Origin of the sequence: Secundilactobacillus oryzae JCM 18671 (genome assembly GCF_000740055.1) — a bacterium.
Classification (GTDB): domain Bacteria; phylum Bacillota; class Bacilli; order Lactobacillales; family Lactobacillaceae; genus Secundilactobacillus; species Secundilactobacillus oryzae.
Genome location: NZ_BBJM01000013.1, coordinates 1 through 22768, shown reverse-complemented (window position 1 = coordinate 22768; position 22768 = coordinate 1). Strand labels below are relative to the sequence as shown.

Sequence of the window (22768 nt, the reverse complement as noted above, 5' to 3'; positions counted from 1 at the left end):
AAAGTTGATGTGGATTTCTTTTTTGGAGGGACATACATATGAAAACTAAATATCTAGTCTTCGGGACTACGGCACTTGCAGGCATGTTACTAGTGGCTTGCGGGAACGAATCGGGGGCGTCGGTGAACAAGAGTAAACCGTTATCCGTAACTCTAGCGAGTGAACCGCTGACTGCCGATCCGAACAAGGCGACAGATACCAACAGTGCTAGCCTGATTTATCAAACGATGGAAGGGCTGTATACGTTCGATAAAAAGAACAATTTGGTACCTGGTGTTGCTGAGAAGGTTGTGAAACCGACTAACGGTGGTAAAACTTATACCTTTACGTTACGTAAGGATGCCAAGTGGGCAAACGGTCAACAAGTTACCGCACAGGATTTCGTCACCTCATTCAGACGAACCGTTGATCCAAAGACTAAGGCGCAATATGCTAGCAACTATTCGGCGTTTAAGAATTACGACGCCATTCAAAACGGCAAAAAGAGTCCTAATGCATTAGGCGTTAAAGCATTAAGCAAGACTAAGCTTCAAGTTCAATTAAGCAATCCAGTTCCTTATTTCAACTACTTAGCAGCAAGCAAATACTTACCACTTAACACAGATGCAGTACATAAATATGGTCAGAAATACGGCACAAATGCTGATAAGACCATGGCAAACGGTCCCTATAAATTAGTTGGCTGGACCGGTAGCAATTCAACCTGGAAATACATAAAGAACACCAAATACTGGAATGCCAAGAACGTTAAAGTTAAAAAAGTGAACGTACAAGTCACCAAGGATCAGAATACTGCAGTGAACTTATTTAAGAGTGACAAAGTTCAGGAAACCACGGTTAATGGTCAATACGTGCGTCAAAATTCTAATAATAAACAACTGCAAACGCATTTGATTGGACGTCTTCAGTATCTATACTTTAATAACAAGAAGTCGGTTTCAAATTCCGAGAATCTTCGTCAAGCGATGTCATACGTTGTGAACCGCAAAACACTGACAGAAAATGTTCTGCAGGACGGTTCTAAACCCGCGAAGAGTTTTGTGCCAGTCGGCGATCAGAAGAACCCAGAAACTGGTAAAGATATGGCGACCGAAACTGGAAACTTATTGCCAACGGACGTCAAAAAGGCACAAAGTTACTGGAAGGCTTATCTGAAAGAAAAGGGTAAATCAAGTATCACGTTGAACCTTTTGACGGATGATACCGATGAAGATAAGCACGTGGGAACGTATATCCAAGCCACTGCACAAAAGTACTTTAAGGGGCTGAAGGTGACGATAACCTCGATCCCTCATGCGCAACACGTAAGTCGTGACTTTGATGGTTCATTTGAAATGAACTTAACCGGTTGGAGCACGAACTGGTTGGATGCCTACGATTTCTTGGATCTTGCTGCCTCAGATAACACGGTTAACTTCACACAATGGAAAGATGCAGCGTTTGATAAGCTACTCGAACAGTCAGAAACCCAAACGGGTCAAACTCGTTATGATACGCTAGCTAAGGCTAACAAGCGCCTTATGGATGTTAAGGGTGTCGTGCCACTTTATCAGCCATCAGAAGCCAAGTTAGTTAGTAAGAACGTGGGTGGCTTAGACTACTCACTTCTGAATGAAGCACAGTATCAATACGCTTATTGGAAATAAGTGTTAAAGAGGCTCATACACGGAAAGATTGGGGAATCCCAATTTTTTTTGTTTGCAGGCGCAAACTCGCCTATCTTGAGACGGTTGAGTTTGCTATAATTGGGAAGAATAAAAGAAGTGGGTGATTCGTCAAATAATCGGATTCATCGAACATGCTCCAATTTGGAGCTGGCTGGGTTAAAGCTGACATAGACATAAGGATCACCAAGACAGTCTTCGAAAGAAACTGTCTTGTTTTAGTTTTTAGATTAGAGGGGATGGCAAAGTGAAAAAGGTAAGGTGGCAGGTATTAAGTTGGACGACAGGATTGAGTCTCCTGCCTGTTTTATTGGGTATTAGTCTCTATTCAAAGTTACCGGCAACGATTGCGGTGCATTTTAGCATGAATAATCAGCCTAATACCTATGTGACGAAGCCAGTGTTTGTTTTTGGCTTCCCAATTGTAATGGCGATTTTTCAAGCCTTGATGTGTATTATCAACGATACACGGACTAAAGATACCGTTGATCCAAGTTTGACGGCCGTTTTTAAAAGTATCGTGCCATTTTTAAGTAATCTACTTTATACGGTCACTATCCTCTTTGCACTGGGTCACTTGGTCAATATTCGCAGTGTTGCGATGATTGCTTTAGGACTAATTTCCCTTCTAGTAGGAGGATTTTCTTGGAATCGCCGTTTAGTTTCGGAGAAGACATCAGCGGCAAATGCCATTGCAATTAAACGTGCCAATCATTTGGTCGTCCTTTCTTTGATTGTGAGTGGTTTGCTGATGTTGGGTTCCGTTTTCCTACCAGCTAGCTATTCGGTAGCGGCAATTGGCGTCTTCATCGTACTCGTTTTGCTGTCGGCCTGGCAGCTGACTCGAGTACGAAATCGAGAATAAAGCTTGACACTGAATTGTGGGCTCAGTATAATCAACATCAATAATTAAAATTCGATTTGAAAAGATGAGTAGACGTTACCCAATTCCAAAGAGAGCTCCTGATGGTGAAACGGAGTGTTGAGGGGACATCGAATATGGTCTTTGCTGAATAAAGCGTCGGCGAGCTTCGAGAAAGTAAGCTGACGATGGTGGTGCCCATTAACGCACATGAGTTTATGACTCAATGAGTTAACAATCGCGAGATTGTTAAGAATTTAGGTGGTAACACGAAAAGAAGCCCTTTTCGTCCTATTAAATAATGGCGGTTATTTAATAAGACGAGAGGGCTTTTTATTTTGATTCACAGGAGGGGCAAGAATTGATTGAATTTAAAGATGTATCAAAAACGTTTGATGTTAAAGAAGGTCAAGTCGCAGCAGTTCGCGACGTTAACTTAACCATTCCGGATGGCAAGATCTACGGTATCGTCGGTTATTCTGGCGCCGGAAAGAGTACGATCATCCGGATGCTGAACGGTTTGGAATTTCCAACGACCGGTTCAGTAACCATCAACAACACTGAAATTAGTAAGCTAAAAGGTAAGGCACTCCGCGAACAACGTCTCAAAATTGGGATGATTTTCCAACACTTTAATCTATTGTGGTCACGAACGGTGTTTGAAAACGTTGCGTTTCCACTAGAAATTGCCAAGGTACCCAAGGCGCAACGAAAAGAAAAAGTACTTCGTTTAATTGAGTTGGTTGGCTTAAAGGGTCGGGAAAACGCTTATCCATCAGAGTTATCTGGTGGACAGAAACAACGGGTCGGAATTGCCAGATCTCTGGCAAATGATCCCGAGATTCTGCTATCTGACGAAGCAACGAGTGCTTTGGATCCACAAACCACTGATGAGGTGTTGGACTTACTGTTGGACATCAACAAGAAGCTAGGACTCACAGTTGTCGTAATTACTCACGAAATGCACGTAATTCGGAAAATTTGTGATCAAGTGGCCGTCTTGGACGCCGGTGAGATTGTGGAACAGGGACCAGTTTTGGATGTCTTTAAGCACCCCAAACAAGCCATTACCAAGCGATTTGTTAACCAGGAAACCAGCACATCAAGTCAGGACGATACGACGCTGGCAGTTAGCGAGTTGTTGAAGAAGTATCCAAACGGGTTAATCATCAAATTAGGCTTCCATGGTGACCAGGCACAATTACCAATTGTCTCTAGTGTCATCCGAAAGTTCCCAGATGTGGATCTCAGTATTATTGAAGGAAATATTCACCAAACTACTGAAGGGGCGCTTGGATCCCTATATATTCAAGTCATTAGCGATAATCAAGACAGTGTCAAAGAAGTTTTGAGTTATCTCAACACGATGCGTGTTGAAACGGAGGTGATCGAACGTGAACAATAATGGCTTTGCATCATACTTTCAATTAAGTAACGTCGATTGGCCAAAAATGTGGCTAGCGACTTGGGAAACGGTTTGGATGACGTTAGTTTCCATTATCGTAGTCGCTATCTTAGGTGCTTTATTAGGGCTATTGCTGTTTGAAACAAGCAACAGTAAATCAGCTGGTGCCCGAGCATTGAACTGGATTGTGGCGGCGTTCGTCAACATTTTCCGGTCAATTCCATTCATCATCTTGATTGTTCTCTTGCTTCCAGCGACTCAGGCCGTGATGGGCACCATCATCGGACCGAAAGCGGCCCTGCCGTCCTTAATCATCTCAGCCGCACCGTTTTACGCTCGACTGGTTGAAATTGCGTTCCATGAAATCGATCACGGCGTCGTCGAGGCGGCTCAATCGATGGGGGCAACCAAGGGGCAGATTATTTTCAAGGTGCTGCTACCTGAAAGCATGCCGGCACTTGTGTCCGGTATCACCGTTACTGCCATTTCACTCATTGGCTATACCGCAATGGCTGGGGCAATCGGTGCCGGTGGGTTAGGAAACTTAGCCTACCTTGATGGGTTCCAGGCCAGCAATAATGCTGTCACGCTGGTCGCAACCGTTATTATTGTGTTAGTGGTTTTCGTTTGTCAGTTTGCTGGCGATATCGTCGTCAAACGAATCGATAAACGCTAAAAAATTATTTTCAATTAAATGAGGGGGATTCACGTTATGAAGAAAAAATGGATTGCAGGTCTTGCAAGCATTTTCGCCGTTGCACTTATTTTGGCAGGTTGTGGTAAGTCATCAACCAAAGAAACAACGATTACAGTTGGAGCTTCCAACATTCCTCACGGAGAAATTTTGAAGCATGTTCAACCACAACTTAAAAAGGAAGGCGTTAACCTTAAAGTTAAGATTTTCCAAGATTACGTCTTACCTAACAAGGATTTAGCTAACAAGGGCTTGGATGCAAACTACTTCCAACACATCCCATTCCTAGATAACTGGAACAAGGAAAATGATGGCTCATTGGTTAGTGCCGGTAACGTCCATTTGGAACCAATCGGTGCTTACTCAAAGAAGTACAAGAGTTTGAAGGACGTGCCTAGTGGTGCAACTATCCTGGTAAGTAACAATGTTGCTGATTATGGCCGTGTGTTGACTATCTTACGCGATGCTGGCTTAGTTACTTTGAAGCCAGGTACTAAGATTACAACTGCAACCTTTAAGGACATCAAGGACAACAAGAAGAACCTGAAGTTCAAGACTGACCTTGAACCTAAGTTGATGCCTCAATTCCTCAAGAACAACGAAGGTGCTGCTGTCTTCATCAACGCTAACTACGCTGTTCAAGCTGGACTTGACCCTCGTAAGGACTCAATTGCGCTTGAAAAGAACTCTTCTCCATACGTGAACATTGTGGCCGTTCGTAAGGGCGACACGAAGAAGCCAGCCATCAAGAAATTGATGAAGGCCCTCCAATCAAAGAGTACGCAACAGTGGATTGCTAAGCACTACAAGGGTGCCGTGGTTCCTGCTTACCCTAACGGAAAATAAGCAGCAAATTATCAAGTGTTAACTAATTGAAGCTTTTTGAACCCAAACCAGGAAATGGTTTGGGTTTTCTTTTGCGTTAATGGCGAAACCGCATTGACGGGGTTTTTTAATCCTGTTAGAATGTACTAATCATATTCTAATAATTCATTTTGCGATTATTGTTATTGATTTAATTTATTGGAGGTTTCTGAATGAGTAGTTTGAAAGAAAAGATATTTTTGAAAGAGGATCCAAACGTCTACGAAGATAAGGATGCCCATCTAGTTCGTTCGCTTCGAGTGAGAGATTTCTTAGCGTTAGGGGTGGGGACGATTGTATCGACTTCCATCTTTACCTTACCAGGTGTTGTGGCGGCACAACATGCTGGTCCAGCGGTTGCACTGTCCTTCTTAGGGGCCGCAATCGTGGCCGGATTAGTTGCGTTTGCCTACGCAGAAATGTCTGCAGCCATGCCATTTGCCGGATCGGCTTATTCATGGATTAACGTGATTTTTGGTGAATTCTTTGGCTGGATTGCCGGTTGGGCACTGCTGGCCGAGTATTTCATCGCAGTTGCCTTCGTGGCATCAGGGCTGTCCGCCAACTTTAGAGGACTGATTGCACCATTAGGCTTAGAGATGCCGAAGTCGCTTGCTAACGCCTTTGGAACTGATGGTGGGGTCGTTGACCTACTTGCCGTTGTCATTATGTTAATGGTCGCATTACTCCTGGCATACGGTGTTTCACAAGCTGCCAGAGTTGAAAATGTATTAGTGGTCTTAAAGGTTCTTGCCGTTATCGTCTTCATTATTGTTGGGGCAACGGCCATTAAGGTTAGCAACTATGTACCATTTATTCCTGCATACCATCAAAATGCTGATGGTACGGCATTTGGTGGTTGGCAAGGAATCTACTCAGGAATTTCAATGATTTTCTTGGCCTACATTGGCTTTGATTCTATTGCGGCTAACTCTGCAGAAGCCAAGGATCCCCAAAAGACGATGCCTCGTGGTATCCTCGGTTCGCTTGCAATTGCCGTTGTGTTGTTTATGGCCGTCGCCTTAGTGCTTGTTGGTATGTTCAAGTATTCAGATTACGCGAACAACGCTGAACCAGTTGGTTGGGCACTACGACAAAGTGGTCATGGCACTATTGCCGCTATTGTACAGGGTGTCGCTGTGTTAGGGATGTTCACTGCTTTGATTGGTATGATGCTTGCCGGCTCCCGTTTGATTTACTCATTTGGTCGTGACGGTATGCTACCAAAATGGTTGGGTCAGCTTGATGAAAAGAAGCGACCAAACCACGCCTTAATTTTGTTAACAGTGATTGGTATCTTAATTGGTGCGTTCTTCCCATTTGCGTTCTTAGCGCAATTGATTTCAGCGGGAACCCTGATTGCCTTTATGTTCGTTTCGTTGGGGATGTATGCCTTACGTCGTCGTGAAGGAAAAGATATTCCAGAACCAAGCTTCAAAATGCCGTTTTACCCAGTTCTACCAGCGTTAGGCTTCCTTGGCACCCTCGGAATCTTCTGGGGACTTGATATCCAAGCAAAGCTTTACGCGGGCATCTGGTTCCTAATCGGATTAGTAATTTATTTTACCTATGGAATTCACCATTCCTACCTACAACAAGGGAATAAAGGAAAGAAGGACTAAGTATGAGCGAGAACAAACGCTTGTTAGATGATGAATCAAAGGCATTTTCAAAGGCTTCACGTGTAAAATACTTCAATATTGTGGTAGACAGTGGAAAGGGTGCAACGATTACTGACGCTGACGGCAAGACATATATTGACTTGTTGGCAAGCGCGTCATCGACCAATACCGGTCACTCGCATCCCCACATTGTTAAAGCAATCCAAGACCAGGCGGCAAAACTGATTCAGTATACGCCAGCCTATTTTGCCAATAATCCAGCCGTTAAACTGGCACCGCGCTTAGCAGCGCTGGCGCCAATTAGTGGACCGGTTGAGTTATCATGGGGGAATTCTGGTTCGGATGCCAATGATGCCATGATTAAGTTTGCCCGCGCCTATACTGGTCGGCCTTACATTGTGAGTTTTACTGGGGCTTATCACGGTTCTACCTTTGGTTCGCTAACATTATCTTCGGTCAGCCTCAACATGTCGCGCAAGATTGGACCTTTACTACCTGACGTCGTAAAGGTGCCTTATCCTGATCCGTGGCAACGGCTTGATGGCGAGGATGAAGACGCGTTTGTTGATCGCATGTTTAAAGCCTTTTTGCAACCATTTGAAACGTATTTACCAGCTGAGGAGGTTGCGGCTGTTGTCATTGAACCCATTCAGGGTGATGGCGGTATTGTGAAAGCGCCAACTGCATTCGTACAAAAACTGGCGGCGTTTGCTAAGAAAAATGGCATTTTGCTAGCTGTTGACGAAGTGAACCAGGGAATGGGCCGTTCCGGAAAATGGTGGTCCATTGAGCACTTTGATGTTGAACCTGATTTGATGGTCGTCGGTAAATCGCTAGCCTCCGGGATGCCACTTAGTGCGGTTATCGGTCGCAAAGAGATTCTCGAATCGCTCAACGCGCCGGCTAACGTCTTCACGACTGCCGGTAACCCGGTAACAACCGCTGCCGCAATGGCAACGTTGGACGTTATGGAGGACGAGGACCTAGTTGGCCGCTCCGTAAAATTGGGCAAAAAAGCGAGTGACTTCTTCGCCAAGGAAAAGGCTAAATATCCGTTTATCGGTGATTTTCGGATGTATGGTCTTGATGGTGGAATTGATATCGTTGATCCCGAAACGGGCGAACCAGATCCTGAGGCTACAACGAAGCTGATTTACCGCGTCTTTGAATTAGGTGCAATTATCATTAGTCTGCGTGGCAACATCTTACGGTTCCAGCCACCGTTGGTTATTACTGAAGAACAACTTGATCAAGCATTCGGTATGTTAGATCAAGCCTTCAGTGAGTTGGCTGCGGGGAAACTTGAATTGCCAGATAATGCCGACGAAATTGGTTGGTAAAATTAAAGAATAAACGAAAACCATCTGCGGATGGTTTTTCTTTTTGCTCAGGCTTACGCTAGGGGTTCTCCATAGGAAAATGTTAAAATACAGCAATGGTAACGCTTTAGTTATCATGAATATCCGTTTGGAGGGGATGAATATGCAAGAATCACAGCAGAAAAAGGGTATTGGCCTCACAGCCCTGGTGGCTATGGTCGTCACGTCATCAATCGGCGCAGGAGTCTTTGCGCTGACGTCAGATTTAGCAATTGCCGCTTCACCTGGACCAGTCTTATTGGCTTGGGTAATCGTCGGATTCGGGATTTTAATGCTTTCGCTATCATTAAACAATTTAATTTTAAAGCGCCCGGATCTCGAAGGAATTTTTGCTTATGCAGAAGAAGGATTCGGTCAGTATGCTGGCTTTATTAGTGGCTGGGGTTATTGGCTGTCCGCCTGGCTAGGTAACGTGGCATTTGCAACTGTGTTGATGAGTACGTTGGGTTACTTCATGCCAGTATTCAAGACGGGTCAAAACGTCCCATCGATTATTGGTGCCAGTGTGATCTCATGGGGATTAACCTATGTGGTCAATCGAGGTGTGGAAAGTGCCGCATTTGTAAACGCAATTATCACGATTTGTAAGTTGATTCCGCTCTTTACGTTCATTGTGGTGGCCATCATTTTATTCAAAGCCAACCTCTTTACCGCCGCATTCTGGAATAACGTTTCCGGTAACTTTAACGGCGGGGTAGGTATCGGTGAACAAATTAAAAACTGTATGATGGTGATGATGTGGGTCTTCGTCGGGATTGAAGGGGCAGCCATGATGTCGTCTCGTGCTGAAAACAAGAAGGATGCCGGCCGTGCAACCATCATTGGGTTAATGTGCTTGTTACTGATTTACGTTTTAGCTTCAGTCTTACCATACGGCTACATGAGCCGGTCTGATTTGGCCAACATCAACCAACCAGCGATGGTCTACATTTTCAGAGACATGGTTGGTGCTTGGGGCGGTGCTTTCATTAGTGTTGGTTTAATTATCTCCATCATTGGTTCATGGTTGTCATGGACAATGTTGCCAGCAGAAACGATGCTGTTGATGACGAAACGGCATTTATTACCGCCAATTTTTGGGCGAGAAAATAAATTCAAGGCGCCAACTTTTGCCTTGGTTATTACTGCCGTGTTGATTCAATTATTCTTATTTACATTGCTCTTCACGGGAAAGGCCTATAACTTTGCCTATTCCCTCTGTACGGCAGCTATCGTGATTTGCTACATTTTCGTAGCAGCGTACCAAATTAAATACGCTTGGCAACATCGCGCTGAAAAGGGCAGCAACGTGCAACTCTTTTACGGAATTTTTGCGTTTGCCTTCCAGTGTGCAGGAATTTATATGGCTGGCTTACAGTATCTATTACTGTGCTTCATTGCCTATATTCCAGGTATTTTCTTCTTTGCCAAAGCACGTACAGATAACGGTGCGGCACATTGGCTCTCAAAAGGTGAATGGCTCGTCACTTGCTTCATCGTGTTAGGGGCAGTACTTAGTATTGTGTTACTCGCAACGGGTAAAATTTCAGTATAAAACTATTTAGGAGTGATCAACTGTGGAAATTGCAGGATTTGGCGTCGAGGAATGGCTGAACGTTTGGGAAAAGAGTGCAACTTATGACATCGCTCAAAGTACGGTTTCTTCAATGACGATGCACGAAGTTTTGAATTTAGATGGTGAAAACGGTCAAAGTTTCTACCAAATGCTAGACGAACAAAAGATGAATTACGGCTGGATTGAAGGTTCACCAGAGTTTAAAGAAGAGGTGGCTAAACTTTATGATCACGTGGCTCCTGAAAACATTCTGCAAACGAATGGGGCCACTGGAGCTAATCATCTAGCTTTATACTCGCTGATTGAGCCAGGTGACCACGTCATTTCTGAATATCCATCCTACCAACAGTTATATGACATTCCTAAATCGTTAGGCGCTGAAGTCGACTTTTGGCACATCAAGGAAGATGCTGATTGGTATCCTGACATTGACGAACTAAAAGCGCTAATCCGGCCAGATACTAAAATGATTTGTTTGAATAATGCGAATAACCCAACTGGGACACTATTAAGTCGCGAATTTTTAGAACAAGTGGTGGAAATTGCCAAATCAGTGGGGGCATACGTGTTAGTTGATGAGGTTTATCTACCCCTTGATCATCCCGAAAACTTTGCCTCAATTATTGATTTGTATGACAAAGGAATTGCGACTAATTCGCTTTCGAAGACTTACTCCATTCCCGGTATTCGGGTGGGCTGGACCGCAACTAATACTGAACTAGCTGACATTTTCCGGAAGTATCGAGATTACACGATGATTTGCGCTGGGATCTTCAACGATTTGATGGCGGTGCATGTCTTACGTCATAAGGATCAAGTCTTAGCGCGGAACAAGAAGATTGTGCTGAACAACCTACAAATTTTAAAAGATTGGGTGGATTCTGAACCACGCGTTAGCGTCGTGCTCCCACAGGCCGTCTCAACTTCATTCGTTAAATTTGATATTCCTGAGGATACAGAAGCATTTTGTGTTCGGTTACTGCAGGAAGAGGGCGTGCTTTTAGTACCTGGTAATCGGTTTGATATGCCGGGTCACGCACGATTAGGTTATTGTACCGATGAAGCAACGCTCCGAGAGGGCCTAAAGCGTCTTTCGAAATTCTTGAAACAGTATTAAACGATGAGTAAACGGGATAGACCAATATGGTCGATCCCGTTTTTAATTAGAGTATTTTCATAAAAGTCGAGTCATACCAATAGTAAATGGTGCAAGATTCAGTATAATTTGTTTTGTAAACGGATACAAATGAGCAATAGGGAGGTTGATCATTTTGAAGTTCAATACAAAACGAATTATTTACAGTTTGTTAGTCAGTAGTTCGGTGTTAGGCTACGGCCTAATGGATAACAATGCTTCGGTAAAAGCCGATGATACGGCAACCGTGGCATCCAGTAGTGCATCCTCAGCTTCGTCGTCCAGTATGGGAGACGGGACAACGGCAGCTGACCAAGATGCAGTTTCGAGTTCGACAGAATCTCAGGTAGCTCCTGAAACGACCAGCGAAAGTTCGAATCGCTCTGCAGCTAATATGACTTCAGCAACGGCTACAGCGGAATCTGCCGCAACAGACGCGCCAACCGATCCGGAAACCCCAACCAGCGACGAGGATTCGAATGAAGCTGCAGTGGTGATTCCGGCAGATGGTCGAGGAACCACCACGCCAACTGATCCGGAAAATGTTGGTGAGAATACATCGAATATTTCAACAGTCATTTCAGCGGTTCAAAAAGTAGTTGCGTCAGGTAATGAGATTGATTTTAATGTGACGGTAAAGTCAACTGGACCAAAGTTTACGCTCCACAATGCAAAATTAACGCTGAAAGTTCCTGACACGGTTGGCATCGAATTTACGCAAAATGTTACTGACTTGATGATTGCTGGCACGATTCCGGTTTGAGATCCCAGCAAGCGGACGCTGACTTACAACTTTGAAACCCTTAAGAGTGGTCAGTATGACAGTGTCATTTTAGCTTTGAAGACCAAACCGGGTATTTTTCCAAACGGGCAACAGGTGAAGGTGACCGCTAAGTTAGAAGCTGATGAATTGGTTAATCCGGCAACGGCCCAGGCGAGCGAAAAAATCTTGGCTGCCAAAACGAGTAGTATGACCAACAAGCTTGTTGCTGTTGAAAGTGGTACTGCCGGTGAAACGCACAGCAACCCCGCTAAAGGGGATGTAGCCGTTTGGGGATTTGGGGTGACCATCCCAACTTCAACGAAGGGTCAGATTTTTATCAAACCCGGCTCCACAATTAAAGTCACTTATTTATTGGCAAAGGGTCTCACGTATGTCGGACTTAAAACGGGCACTGGTTTGAGTACTATGGAACCGACCCTCACGAAAAATGCGGATGGCACAACATTACTCACTTGGAATTTGGTCGCGCCTTCTGAAAATGAGCAAGCAGCTAATGATATCAATTATCTATTTAATATTCGCACGACCGTAAATTCGGACGTGGTGCCATATACGTCTTTGAAGAATAAGGGGGCCTACTCAGCTAACTATTATGATGACACGGTTAGTGGGAATAGTGCGGTAGCGACAATTCAGGTCGCCCCTTCTGAATCAGATGCGATTCCACCAACTGTTGGAACGGCATATGCGGTTGCTCACCGGGGACCGGTCGATGGCGCAGGTAATACAGCGACAACCTCTGGTAATCCTAATAAAACTTTCTACACTGAGGACAACCCAACGTTGGGGTTCACCGCTTACTTGACGCCGGCTGTTGCGACTTCTTCGACGTTTGATTTTGCGATGTACACCTTACATTACTATTTAGATCCAAATCTTCAATTTACTGGATTCAATACGGGAACGTTCTACTTCAGACCAGATTCAAGTGACACGAATCCTGTTGTCCTCGCGGAAACCCCTTATGCAACTTTGGCGGTGGATTATGGTGACGGGGTTTACCATGCCTTGAATACTGAGGTCACTCTCAACCAAACCCTCACGAAAGATCAGCTAGTAGCGATGGGCTTAGATACGAGTAAAACGGTTCAGGAAATCATTTTGTACTTCCATAAGCAAGGCAACGATACGTTACCAAGCAATGTTAATTCGCCAGACTATGGTTGGGCACCAGCCGGAATGTATGGCACGGCAACTATTTTGACCCAATAGAAAGCGGGTTATGTGGGTGAAGTGAAAAACTCAATGTATGTTGCCTTTTATGGTGGTGACAATAAAGGTGCCGGCCGCTATGCCTATACGCAGGAAGATTGGGAATCGAAGTATCCTGGCTTCGTTAAATACTTCGGGCCTCAAACGGCACAACTTGTGAACAATGCCATCCGGGGTGGAACGGGTTGTGACTGCTCAAGTTGGTTTCACGGACACCACATCCGGTGAACAAATGGTGCAGGGGCAACATCAAGTTGGGGTGAAATTTAACCTAACCTCGACATCGCTCACCCAATTAAACAATGAATTCACGGGCTATGTACTATTACCTAAGGGCGTTTCGTATGATGCTGGTAGTACGGCAGCTAGTGCTAACTATTCAGTCGAACTGGTAAAGGCTGATTTTAATCAAACGGGCGAAGCTTGAGTGAAGGTCGTTTGGAAGACCCATTACCTAACAACTACGACTGGTTTAACTGCTGCGTTTGGTGTTGATGTCACCAATGATGCCGACCGTACGATTGATTTGAAACTAGTAGGTTTCCTCGGTGATCCAACTTATGTCGTCCCGGCGGTTGATGATGAAGCAAATATTACAGATACGGTGTTGACCACAGACCAGCAAGACGTCAACTCGAATGGAAGCAACACTAAAAAGGTTGTGACAACGGGGGCTAGTTACGTCATTGCGACGACCAATCATTTACAGGTCGTTGGTACCATTGCGGATGCACAGGGGACGGATTGGGGCCAAACGGTGACCTTGAGTCCAAACGGCATTGCCACAATTCATTTGACGACTGGCGCCAATTCGGATGAAACGTTCCAGCAACTATATGGTCTCGATGAGTTGCCTTCACTTGGAGACTTGGGTATTACCGATGGGACTGACCGGGATTCAAATTTCACGGTGAGTTTAATGGGGCCAATTACCTTGCCAGCTAGTTGGCAAGGTAAGGTGCAGGTTGCTTACACGACAACTTAGTTACCAAAAGTTTCCGGGTTACTTGATTCAGATACCATTTATCCAAACGGGGTTACTCAGCTTAGTGATGTCACTGGGGCTACAGACGCAACCTGGCTAGCTGCGGATCAAGTGACGGATTGGTCGCAGATTAAGGCCTTCCGATTTGTACTTTCTGATGATGGTCAAACGACCGTTGCGGGTCAGAACCAAACGATTAGTTTCCAAGTTAAGGTACCCGACAAAGCGACTTTACAAGATATTGATCAGCCACAAGTATGGAATACCTTTGCTTTAGCGGCTAATTCATCTCAAGTGGTGGAACCCGCCCAAGTCGGGATTCTGGTTACTTTAGCGGCTAAGCCTGTTCAAGTGATTTACCAAACTGAAGATGGCACCCAACTGGGTACGGCAGAAGCGACCTACCCAGAGGGGATGGATTATGGCAATCCGTACGAAACCGAGCAAAAGACCTTTGATGGTTATACATTTGTAACGATGGGTGTCGGTAGTGCGGCAGCCGATGGCACTTTGACCGGTGAGGCACAAACGGTTATCTACGTTTACCGAACCACTAATAATGGTGGTGGCAACGGGGGTGGCACGGGCACTACACCGGAGCAGCCAGGAAATCCTGGGACACCAGAACAACCAGGTACACCTGAACTTCCGGAAACGCCAGAGCAACCCGGCCAACCAACGACACCGGAATTACCAACTAATCCTGAAAATCCAGCAGAGGCTGGTAAACCGGGTGGTGTTGAGACAGGTACTGGTACAGCCAACACAGCAACGCTCGAAACTTCTACTCAGGCTCAAAATCAGAATACGCAACTACCACAAACGGAAGAAAAACAATCTGTGAGTGGCATTACCGGCTTAATCATGCTAGCGTTTACGGCAGTGATGGGACTAGTCGGCAGCAAGAAGCGTAAAGAGTAACGTGAAAAAAGAACCAGAAATCCGCTGCGATTTCTGGTTCTTTTAATGTCACCTTGATATTTTTAGTTATCATCCCGATCGAAAGCGAGTAATATATAGGCAATTACCAGAATTAGGTGATGGAAGATGACAAGAAAGAAAGCAATTCAAATTACAGCTTATCATTGGGGCGTTATGATCTTAACGCTCGCCTCAATGATTAATGTGGCGTTGATCATGGCTCATGTAGGCAACTGGCATGTTGAAATGAAAATCGCAGCGGGTCTGACGTTTGTTTTTGCGGTCGATTATTCTATTCGTTTAATAGTTGCCAAGAGTAAAAAAACGTTTTTAATTCACGCCGCATTTGACTTGTTGGGGATTATTCCAATGCATCCCGGTTTTGTGATTTTCAGATTGGCACACTTAGTTCGAATTGTCCGATATTATCACTTATTTTGGCATCTTGGGGTAGCGGGCAAGTGGACAAAAAACTTTCACCGCTTCGTGTATGACACTGGGTTTATTTACCTTTTTACAATGAGCGTTGCCATCATCACATTGAGCGCCCTAGGATTTTCGATTGCTGAACACCGGTCATTACCACAGGCGCTATGGTGGGCGATTGTGACTTCTACCACTGTGGGGTATGGTGATCTGACCCCACAGACTGCCTGGGGCAAAATGATTGCGATTGTGCTGATGCTCGGTGGGGTGGCGTTCATTGGGTTATTAACAAGTACCATTACGGACTATTTTACTAGTGAAGCAACCACCCAGACGGATCGGGATGCTCAGAGTAATCATGACTTATTGGTGCAATTAACCTGCCAGGTAGCAGATTTGAATCAAGAAGTAACTAACTTAAAAAATGAGATTAAAAAAGACCAGCATCCCTGAGGACTGCTGGTCTTGAAATATATTTCACAAGTTGTTTTTAAACGAAAGGGGGTTTCCCCCCTTTCCTAAGTAGGTTTGTATGACTGAATTAACCTTAGCACGAATCCAAGTTTCTGTAAACGGTTTCAATGAGATTAACCCGCTTTTTTAACGCCGTGTCAGTAATAAATAGGTGAAGATGTGATCTTCAAAGACGGCGGATTGTTTTGTGATGACGCGGTAGTTTTGATGGAGAACTTGATAACGTTTCTGTGGCTGTGCGTTTAATTGAGTACCATATGGGATTCGGGTCACCACAAATTTAACTTGGCGGTGACGAACTAATTCAATCTGCGCACGATGCATTGGTTTATAGGTAGGCAGATTGTTGATTGAGAAATACTTTGTTGGTGGGGTTGTTCCTGAAGTTAGGTAGACACCTAAATCGAGCACACCAAAATTGAGGACTTTGGCGTGAGGTGAGTGCTGGATGATGTTACCAAATCGGATGGCATATTGTTGGGGATGAGATGTCACTGCTGTTGGGTAAGTAATCATTGGATTATTGGGAAAAAGACGAGAATTCAAGTAGTTCTGGTTGCTAACAAAAGGGAGTACCAAGGCGACAAAAATTGCGGTTGCCGGTGCAATGTACGGAATGGGGTGGCTAAGTTTATTGTAAATCGGGATACCAAAACTAATAAGTGCTAGACAAAGATAAGCGGCGAATCCTTCCCAGTAGTAGGTGAAGGTATTGCCGCCTATGAACATTAGCAGGTAGTGGCTGACTAGAGAACCGACAATCACTTGTTTGATGAATCGATTAGTTATAAATCGGGTACCAATCACTAGGCGAATGATGGCTAGCAACATGACAACTGGGATGAGAATGCCGCCGGTTTGCCAAAGATTTTGAATTGGCTGAATGAGTCGTGCCAACATAGTAAGGTGCCCGGAATCTGTGTAATAATGCAAGTTCACGTAGAAGTAAATATGAAATAAATCGTCCAAAGCACTCATAATCCAATAGAAAAATAGGAGCGGTGCGGTAATGGCCGTAAATCCGAGAATTGCGGCCCGCACAAGTTTACTAAGAGCAGGCCAATTCTTGTTGAAAACATTGTGGCATGCTACCGCGAGAAAAAAGACCAACCAAGGCCCAATCAGCGTATATTTCATCCAGAAAACGATGGTGGCTAAAATGGCTTGTATTAACAATTCCCGGAAAGTAAAAGAAATTGCCGCCTCATTTCGATGGTTGAATAAAAGGACGAGTAATCCCACGAGCAATGGTGTGATGAACGCTTCGACCGTATCACCACCACGGAAGAATAGTCCGATACCGATTAAGGCGGGGCTAATGAGGGTTAAAAAAGTAGCTGACCAAAGATTCAGGTAATTGGCAAGAATTCGACGTATCCCCAGCATTGAAAAGCCGAGCGCCAGCGACTCTAAGAAGTAAATACCGATAAAATTTGTCTTAGAGATGAGTGCGGCCACCGTATGAAGCAGAAAAACGAGTGGTCCTTTTTGTTCAAATAGATCTTTATAGGGCATTAGACCTGATAGTAGCCCTCTGCCAACGGTGAACATGGTATTAGGGTCCACACCGTTATTGAAGCTGTAAAGTGGTGAAGATAGGCTTAAAACCATCATGTTTAGAAAAGCAAAACCAAAAAGGATGATATTTGTCCATTTAACCGACCTTTTTAAGATAAAAATTGGGTGCATAGTACAACTCCTGTCAATTTTACTTTAGAATTATGTTAAAATAGAAGAAGGGAAATTGTAGGCGGAACTAAAGTAGGAAAGTAGTAGTAATTTGAATTAAATTTCTTACCGTATATATAAGCGAGTGCAAATACTTCCAAATCGAGGCTAAATAGCTTAAAATTTCCCTACAAAAGGCGATTCTCAATTTGGCTTACACCGTCAATTAAAAATTGAGAAATGCTCCTGATTAGACTAATTAAATTTGAAAAAATTCCGGATTTTATTTACGCTTAATTTGTCATCCAGGTGACTCAAATAAAATTTCGGTGAATGCTGGTGAAATCGTGAACATTGATGCTGAAATTCTTACATCTGATGAAGTGCAAAAATTAAGGCTCCTTTTGTTTTTAAAGGAACAACCTGGTAATACAATTCGGGAATTTGATGCGATATACGGCCTTGGTTATAACAAGGTGTTACATATCTATCATAAACTAATTGATGATTTAAGGGCATTTAATGAGTCGAATGAAGTGCTTTCCGATGAAGAATTACTAGAAAAAACGGATTTTGATGCTTTCCGGACTTGCCGTTATCAAAGCCAAATCGTTATAAGCTTTTGGTGTCGATTTTGTTGCAGTCCGAAACTTCGGTTGAATCCTTTATCACAAAGCTGCACATCTCTAAGGCTAAATTATATCGACTCACTGAGAATATTCGTCATGAACTGGCGGAGGTAGGGCTCCGGTTGAATCTTGGCGCATACCGCATTGAGGGGAACAAAGTTTTAGTTGAGTACTTTTATATGACACTGTTTAACATCACTGGAACTGATATTTCGGACTTGTTGTCTGAAAAACAGGTCGAGCTCGTCAAGGATTTTGTTGATCGTTACTTCAAAAGTGATGTGACAACAACGGAATCCGAATTGACTAAGTGTGCACGACGACGTTATTTGGCCGTCATGTTCATCAGATTGTCGCAGGGACAACAATATGAGCGTGGCGATGTATTTGTAGAATTGATGCCGTTGAATTCAACGGCGGGGACGTCGGTTCTAACCCAATACCTAATGGAGAATTACAAGTTGTCAGGTCAAGATGCTTTGACACAGACAGATACTCTGAAGTTTGTGATGAAGTATGGACCGGACTTTATCCTTAGGTTGCCAAATCATGAGGTCGTTGAACTTGTTAATGGGGTTAACAAGAGCGAGGATTGGCGCTCAATCTGGACCAGTGAAGGTGTAACGCCCGATGAGCAAGTCGTACTTGTGAAATTGGAGTTGCGCATAATTGGATATATTCTGATGATTATTTATTTCGGTAATTATCCAGTTACATTTTCGTCAAGTATTGACCAGTTAATCACAGGGGAAAAACCGGCTAATTTTGTTAAGTTTAGGACCTGTGCAGCAAAACTACTTATGGAATCCGATTTAGAAATTGTTGACGGCGAACGCGTTAATATTATTGGCATGTTGTTTTATGCAGCGATGTCTCTAGTCAAACAATTTAGTGTTCAAATTTCCGTGTTTGTATACGAATCCTTGTATGGTATTAGCAAGGACATTATTCAGTTTGCGTTGTTGGGTCAGATTAAGATGTTGCCAATTGAGAGTTACTCATCTGACATTCAACCGGCAATCGTTGTTTACGCAGAGAAAACCGAGTTGATTGAGGAAATCAGCCAGAATCCAGACACTGTCTTAGTCAGATGGATTCGCGAGTTGCCGATGACTGAAAACTATAGTCGTGTATTCAACGCGTATCGTGATGAACGGTTAATTTACTTGACGAAAATTCTCGGAGGGATGAACTAGTTACGGAATTAGCTGTTAGTGATAGTGGGGACATATAAAAAGATCAGGTTTGTTTAACCTGGGGGCCGCAATATGCGGCTTTTTTTGTGCTCTGAATTAAGGTTAGTTCATTGGACGTTTCATTAACCAATCAGTCTGAGGCCGGTCACCCATCATGAAGGTGTGCTGCCCAAATCGTTTGAAACCAAATTTTTCATAAAATTGAATAGCACGCTCGTTATACTCCCAAACACCCAGCCAAATGAAGGTTACCTGAAATTGGGTTGCGAGTTGAATCGCTAGTTTCATGAGTTGGGCACCAACTTTTTTAGAATGGTATTTTTTTAGGACGTAGATGCGTTGAATTTCTAATGAGTCGCGAAGTCCATTTTCCGTCTGACTACCAAACTCATTCACTTTTAGGTAACCAACGACTTGTCCGTCGTCAATTGCCAAAAAGAAATGAGTGCGAGGGTCAGCGACTTCCTCTGCAACTTTCGTCAGGTTCAAGTTTTGTTGTACGTATTCGGTAATGTGCGCCTTGGAATTGAATGGGCCAAACGTTTCGATAAAGGTTTGCTCGGCAATCGATTGGATTTGATCTTGGTTGGCCGAAGATGCGGGATAAATTTTTAACATTAGACGTCACCTCTACGTTTATTTTGACATAGCTTCACGGATTATTCACCATTTGAAAATAGAATGGACACCTTTTTACGTTATGGTGAAGGTAGAAATGAGGTGAAGCTGATAGAAGGTAATCTAAGAGAAGTTCGCGATTGTTTCACCAGCATTGATCGAGTTGTCGATCAATACCTTGCAATAAATCGCTGGTCGGGTCAAAAAGCGCTGGTGACTAATGATGCAAACGGCATTGGTGCGCTACTCGCCATCATATTAGCAATGGAAGGTGCTGAGGTATTGTTCATGCACCATGAAGAACCGTTCATGGCGTTTGAAGTTGCTTACCGAATTCAGGAAAGCGGTGGGCGCTTAATTGTGAGTGAAGGGGATTGGAATGATCCAGATAATGCAGACCGATTGACCGAGGTTATTTCTCAGTTTTGGGGTCACGTCGATATTGTGGTTAACGCGGTACCCAGAGGAAGTTACCTATTGATGTGAGCCATTCGACCGTTCATCGCACAAAATGGTATTGTCATGAACGTGGTAGAAACAAAACAGGATAGTCGACAGCCAAATGTTGTTCGCTTTTTGGACAAACAAGTGGTGTTGACTGAATTAACTTATGAGTTAAATGAACACGCTACCCTTCGAGAACGAGCTGTGCAGGTGGTGGGGGTGCAACAGCAAGCCGACGCAAAGATTGATTTGGATGCGTTGGGTGCTGTGATGCTGCCCGTAGCGACCCGTCAGATGAGACCAAAATCACTTTTTCTCTCAGTATAGTGAAAGAGTCGTTGACTTTTTTTCATTAGATTTGTATGATAAATCCTATACAGCAATGAAGCAGTGAAGTAGTGTCGTCGAGCAACGATATAGAAACTTAGCGGGTGCTGGAAGCTAAGCGACTCGACACATGAATTACGCTTGTGGAGCTACTAGAGTAATAGCGGGTCATTCCGTTATCGATGCCAGAGCGATTTTTGACTATTTCAAAAATAACTTGGGTGGTAACGCGGAATTTAACTTTCGTCCCTGATGACTTTTGTCATTGGGGACTTTTTTTATTTTGAGGAGGAACAGATATGAACATTATTGATGATTTAAGATGGCGTGGCGCCATTAACCAAATGAGCGACGAAGATGGTTTAACTGAATTAGTTAACGAAAAGAGTGTGGGTTTGTACGTTGGAATTGATCCAACGGGTGACTCAATGCACATCGGTCATTTAATTCCGTTTATGATTTTGAAACGATTCCAGTTAGCAGGACACCGACCATACATCGTTATTGGTGGCGCAACCGGTTCAATTGGGGATCCAAGTGGTAAGAAGTCAGAACGAACACTTCAAACGATGGATGTCGTTGAGGAAAACGCGCGGAAGATTACGGCTCAGATGCAAGGCCTGTTTGGTCAGGACGGTTCCTTCAAAATTGTGAATAACTACGATTGGACGTCCAAGTTATCCTTACTCGATTTCCTTCGCGACTACGGGAAGCTGTTCAATGTGAATACGATGCTCGCTAAAGAAGTAGTGGCTTCAAGACTTGAAGTCGGAATTTCTTTCACTGAGTTTACCTACCAGATTTTGCAATCTATTGACTTCCTTCACTTGTTTGATGAAGAGGATGTCCAAATTCAAATGGGTGGTGCTGACCAATGGGGGAACATTACGGCCGGAATTGATTTAATCCACAAGGTTAAGGGCTCAGATGCTAAGGCGTTTGCCCTGACTATGCCATTGCTGTTAAAGGCGGATGGTACTAAGTTTGGTAAGACTGAAGGTGGTGCTGTATGGCTTGATTCTGAGAAGACCACACCATACGAGTTTTACCAATTCTGGATTAATCAAGATGATCGGGATGTGATTAAGTTCCTGAAGTACTTCACGTTCCTTAGTGAGGACGAAATCAACGAGCTCGGTGAAAAGATTAAAACGGCGCCAGAAAAGCGTGAAGCACAGCGTCGCCTAGCAGAAGAAGTAACAGCCTTTGTCCATGGGGATGCTGCTGTCAAAGAAGCACAGGACATTACTGAAGCACTCTTCTCAGGAAACGTGGCTGATTTATCAACGAGTGAAATTGAACAAGGATTCAAGAACATGCCATCAGTCGATGTGACTTCAGAGAAACGTAATATTGTCGAATGGCTAGTTGATGTGACTAGTATTGAACCATCCAGAAGACAAGCTCGTGAGGACGTCACGAACGGTGCCATCCGCATTAATGGTGAAAAAGTTGATGACACGGATGCTGAGATTGATCCAAGTACACACTTCGACGGTAAGTTTGTTGTCGTTCGTCGTGGTAAGAAGCGTTACTTCTTAGCTCGAGTTAAAGATTAGTCATATATAGAAGAAAACAGAAATTGAGACGATTACGCTGGAGAATATCTGGTGTGATCGTTTTTTATTTTAGAAAAATGCTTGACGAAAATGGACTGACTTGGTATATTAGTTCTTGCGCTGCTACGGAAAGCCAACTTGGCTGATCAACGCCGAATAAGAAAAAATAATTTCTTGTTGACATTGAGTTTCGAACGTGATATTCTTATAAAGTTGTCGCGAACGACAACAGCGATTATGTAGACCTTTGAAAACTGAACAAAGTTTCGACGAATCAAATGTGCAGGGCGATTCAACTTAGGTTGAATCCAAAACAAACATTTGCGAAGTCAATTCGCTAGTAAC

Annotated in this window: 23 protein-coding genes and 1 other annotated feature; of the genes, 21 read left to right on the top strand and 2 right to left on the bottom strand. The window is 43.9% G+C overall.

Annotation, left to right across the window (positions count from 1 at the left end; genetic code table 11):
• Positions 1-38: 38 nt before the first annotated feature.
• The 16 genes from LOSG293_RS04605 to LOSG293_RS04535 all read left to right on the top strand — a co-directional run bounded on the left by LOSG293_RS04605 (position 39) and on the right by LOSG293_RS04535 (position 15961).
• Positions 39-1646: a peptide ABC transporter substrate-binding protein gene (locus tag LOSG293_RS04605; RefSeq protein ID WP_034527596.1), complete on the top strand. Its 1608-nt coding sequence runs from the start codon at positions 39-41 to the stop codon at positions 1644-1646.
• 265 nt (positions 1647-1911) lie between these two features.
• Positions 1912-2529, top strand: a complete 618-nt coding sequence (locus LOSG293_RS04600; protein WP_160171706.1) for a DUF1648 domain-containing protein — start codon at positions 1912-1914, stop codon at positions 2527-2529.
• A 358-nt stretch (positions 2530-2887) separates the two neighbouring features.
• Positions 2888-3931: a methionine ABC transporter ATP-binding protein gene (locus LOSG293_RS04595; protein ID WP_034527594.1), complete on the top strand. Its 1044-nt coding sequence runs from the start codon at positions 2888-2890 to the stop codon at positions 3929-3931.
• On the top strand, positions 3921-4607 hold the full coding sequence (locus tag LOSG293_RS04590; protein WP_034527593.1) for a methionine ABC transporter permease: 687 nt from the start codon (positions 3921-3923) through the stop codon (positions 4605-4607). Before LOSG293_RS04595 ends, LOSG293_RS04590 begins: the two co-directional genes overlap by 11 nt.
• Positions 4608-4643: 36 nt before the next feature.
• Complete coding sequence (locus LOSG293_RS04585; protein WP_034527591.1) at positions 4644-5471, top strand: MetQ/NlpA family ABC transporter substrate-binding protein; 828 nt, start codon at positions 4644-4646, stop codon at positions 5469-5471.
• A 191-nt stretch (positions 5472-5662) separates the two neighbouring features.
• Positions 5663-7111: an APC family permease gene (locus LOSG293_RS04580; protein WP_034527589.1), complete on the top strand. Its 1449-nt coding sequence runs from the start codon at positions 5663-5665 to the stop codon at positions 7109-7111.
• Between the two features lie 2 nt (positions 7112-7113).
• Positions 7114-8451 carry an aspartate aminotransferase family protein gene (locus LOSG293_RS04575; RefSeq protein ID WP_034527587.1) on the top strand — a complete coding sequence of 446 codons (1338 nt, stop codon included), beginning with the start codon at positions 7114-7116 and terminating at the stop codon, positions 8449-8451.
• Between the two features lie 142 nt (positions 8452-8593).
• Positions 8594-10024, top strand: coding sequence for an arginine-ornithine antiporter (gene arcD, locus LOSG293_RS04570; RefSeq protein WP_191976214.1), 1431 nt, complete (start codon positions 8594-8596; stop codon positions 10022-10024).
• A 22-nt stretch (positions 10025-10046) separates the two neighbouring features.
• Entirely contained in the window at positions 10047-11162 is a 1116-nt protein-coding gene (locus tag LOSG293_RS04565; RefSeq protein WP_034527584.1) for an aminotransferase, read from the top strand.
• A gap of 154 nt (positions 11163-11316) precedes the next feature.
• Entirely contained in the window at positions 11317-11943 is a 627-nt protein-coding gene (locus tag LOSG293_RS04560; RefSeq protein WP_034527582.1) for a hypothetical protein, read from the top strand.
• Positions 11944-12018: 75 nt separating this feature from the next.
• The gene (locus LOSG293_RS04555) at positions 12019-13176 is read left to right on the top strand and encodes a hypothetical protein (protein WP_034527581.1); all 1158 of its coding nucleotides are present in this window, start codon (positions 12019-12021) and stop codon (positions 13174-13176) included.
• Positions 13177-13188: 12 nt separating this feature from the next.
• Positions 13189-13404: a hypothetical protein gene (locus LOSG293_RS09960; RefSeq protein ID WP_160171705.1), complete on the top strand. Its 216-nt coding sequence runs from the start codon at positions 13189-13191 to the stop codon at positions 13402-13404.
• Positions 13364-13603, top strand: coding sequence for a hypothetical protein (locus tag LOSG293_RS04550; RefSeq protein WP_034527579.1), 240 nt, complete (start codon positions 13364-13366; stop codon positions 13601-13603). Before LOSG293_RS09960 ends, LOSG293_RS04550 begins: the two co-directional genes overlap by 41 nt.
• Positions 13604-14161, top strand: coding sequence for a hypothetical protein (locus LOSG293_RS04545; RefSeq protein ID WP_034527577.1), 558 nt, complete (start codon positions 13604-13606; stop codon positions 14159-14161).
• A 111-nt stretch (positions 14162-14272) separates the two neighbouring features.
• Positions 14273-15082, top strand: a complete 810-nt coding sequence (locus LOSG293_RS04540; protein ID WP_034527575.1) for a MucBP domain-containing protein — start codon at positions 14273-14275, stop codon at positions 15080-15082.
• 126 nt (positions 15083-15208) lie between these two features.
• Entirely contained in the window at positions 15209-15961 is a 753-nt protein-coding gene (locus LOSG293_RS04535) for a potassium channel family protein (protein ID WP_034527572.1), read from the top strand.
• 147 nt (positions 15962-16108) lie between these two features.
• Here LOSG293_RS04535 and LOSG293_RS04530 read toward each other — a convergent pair whose 3' ends face one another.
• Positions 16109-17497 carry a hypothetical protein gene (locus LOSG293_RS04530; protein ID WP_152551102.1) on the bottom strand — a complete coding sequence of 463 codons (1389 nt, stop codon included), beginning with the start codon at positions 17495-17497 and terminating at the stop codon, positions 16109-16111.
• 482 nt (positions 17498-17979) lie between these two features.
• Here LOSG293_RS04530 and LOSG293_RS10130 point away from each other — a divergent pair, with 482 nt between their 5' ends.
• Complete coding sequence (locus LOSG293_RS10130) at positions 17980-18393, top strand: hypothetical protein (protein ID WP_235786815.1); 414 nt, start codon at positions 17980-17982, stop codon at positions 18391-18393.
• The gene (locus LOSG293_RS04525) at positions 18276-19475 is read left to right on the top strand and encodes a helix-turn-helix domain-containing protein (protein WP_235786810.1); all 1200 of its coding nucleotides are present in this window, start codon (positions 18276-18278) and stop codon (positions 19473-19475) included. Before LOSG293_RS10130 ends, LOSG293_RS04525 begins: the two co-directional genes overlap by 118 nt.
• 102 nt (positions 19476-19577) lie before the next feature.
• On the opposite strand, the gene LOSG293_RS04520 is transcribed toward LOSG293_RS04525, so the two are convergent.
• Positions 19578-20093: a GNAT family N-acetyltransferase gene (locus tag LOSG293_RS04520; RefSeq protein WP_051907218.1), complete on the bottom strand. Its 516-nt coding sequence runs from the start codon at positions 20091-20093 to the stop codon at positions 19578-19580.
• 63 nt (positions 20094-20156) lie between these two features.
• On the opposite strand from LOSG293_RS04520, the gene LOSG293_RS04515 reads away from it, so the two are divergent.
• From LOSG293_RS04515 to tyrS, 3 genes are all read left to right on the top strand, one after another.
• The gene (locus LOSG293_RS04515; protein ID WP_034527566.1) at positions 20157-20579 is read left to right on the top strand and encodes an SDR family NAD(P)-dependent oxidoreductase; all 423 of its coding nucleotides are present in this window, start codon (positions 20157-20159) and stop codon (positions 20577-20579) included.
• Positions 20580-20615: 36 nt separating this feature from the next.
• A complete protein-coding gene (locus tag LOSG293_RS04510; RefSeq protein ID WP_034527564.1) occupies positions 20616-20864 on the top strand; it encodes a hypothetical protein in 249 nt (82 codons plus the stop codon).
• A gap of 46 nt (positions 20865-20910) precedes the next feature.
• Positions 20911-21118: a binding site (T-box leader), on the top strand.
• 45 nt (positions 21119-21163) lie between these two features.
• Positions 21164-22423 carry a tyrosine--tRNA ligase gene (gene tyrS, locus LOSG293_RS04505; RefSeq protein ID WP_034527561.1) on the top strand — a complete coding sequence of 420 codons (1260 nt, stop codon included), beginning with the start codon at positions 21164-21166 and terminating at the stop codon, positions 22421-22423.
• Positions 22424-22768: the final 345 nt, after the last annotated feature.